This is a genomic window from Acidovorax sp. ST3, from assembly GCF_003231145.1.
In the GTDB taxonomy this organism is placed as follows: domain Bacteria; phylum Pseudomonadota; class Gammaproteobacteria; order Burkholderiales; family Burkholderiaceae_C; genus Acidovorax.
The window spans coordinates 1-510 of sequence record NZ_QKVP01000149.1 but is presented as its reverse complement, the minus strand read 5'-3'; the positions used below and the strand labels follow the sequence as shown (position 1 = coordinate 510).

The following is a 510-nucleotide window of genomic DNA, read 5'->3' as shown; positions in this document are numbered from 1 at the left end:
GCGAGCAGGCCGCCCAATGCCGCGGGAAAGAACCCGGGGCCCATGTGGCTGAGCGTTCCAATGTGATAGTCCGTACCACCGTAGATCGCCCCCAATCCGACTAGGACCATCAGGGCGCCGCCGTAATAGTCCTTTCTATTAATTGTTTTTTGCACTTCCATCCTCCTGAAGCAGGGCCGTGCGGGCCCCTGGGATGCCGCCCGGAACGAGCGCCACCCGGCCTTTTCAACAACAGGCCGGTTCGCAGGTTAAGGATGGAACCTGCTAATTCGCTTTCTATGCGCTGTCGAGTCCCTGAATTCGGGGGTTATCCCTGATGGGAATCCACGAGCGGCGCTATGAAGGCCAGGGAGAAAGATTGAAAGCTTTGGCGATTACTGGTCGCCGGTGAAGGGCACTTCGGCGGGCCGGGGATATTGCGACACGGTGGTGGCCAGGGGCAGCCACACGACGGAGGCCAGGCCGACGCCGCCCTGCGCGTTGGGTTCGCCGTCGCGCAGATCGATGTCG

1 pseudogene is annotated in these 510 nt (G+C 61.6%); it reads right to left on the bottom strand.

The window, feature by feature from the left end:
• Positions 1-161: pseudogene (locus DNK89_RS24895) on the bottom strand (tripartite tricarboxylate transporter TctB family protein); the annotation flags it as partial.
• Positions 162-510: the final 349 nt, after the last annotated feature.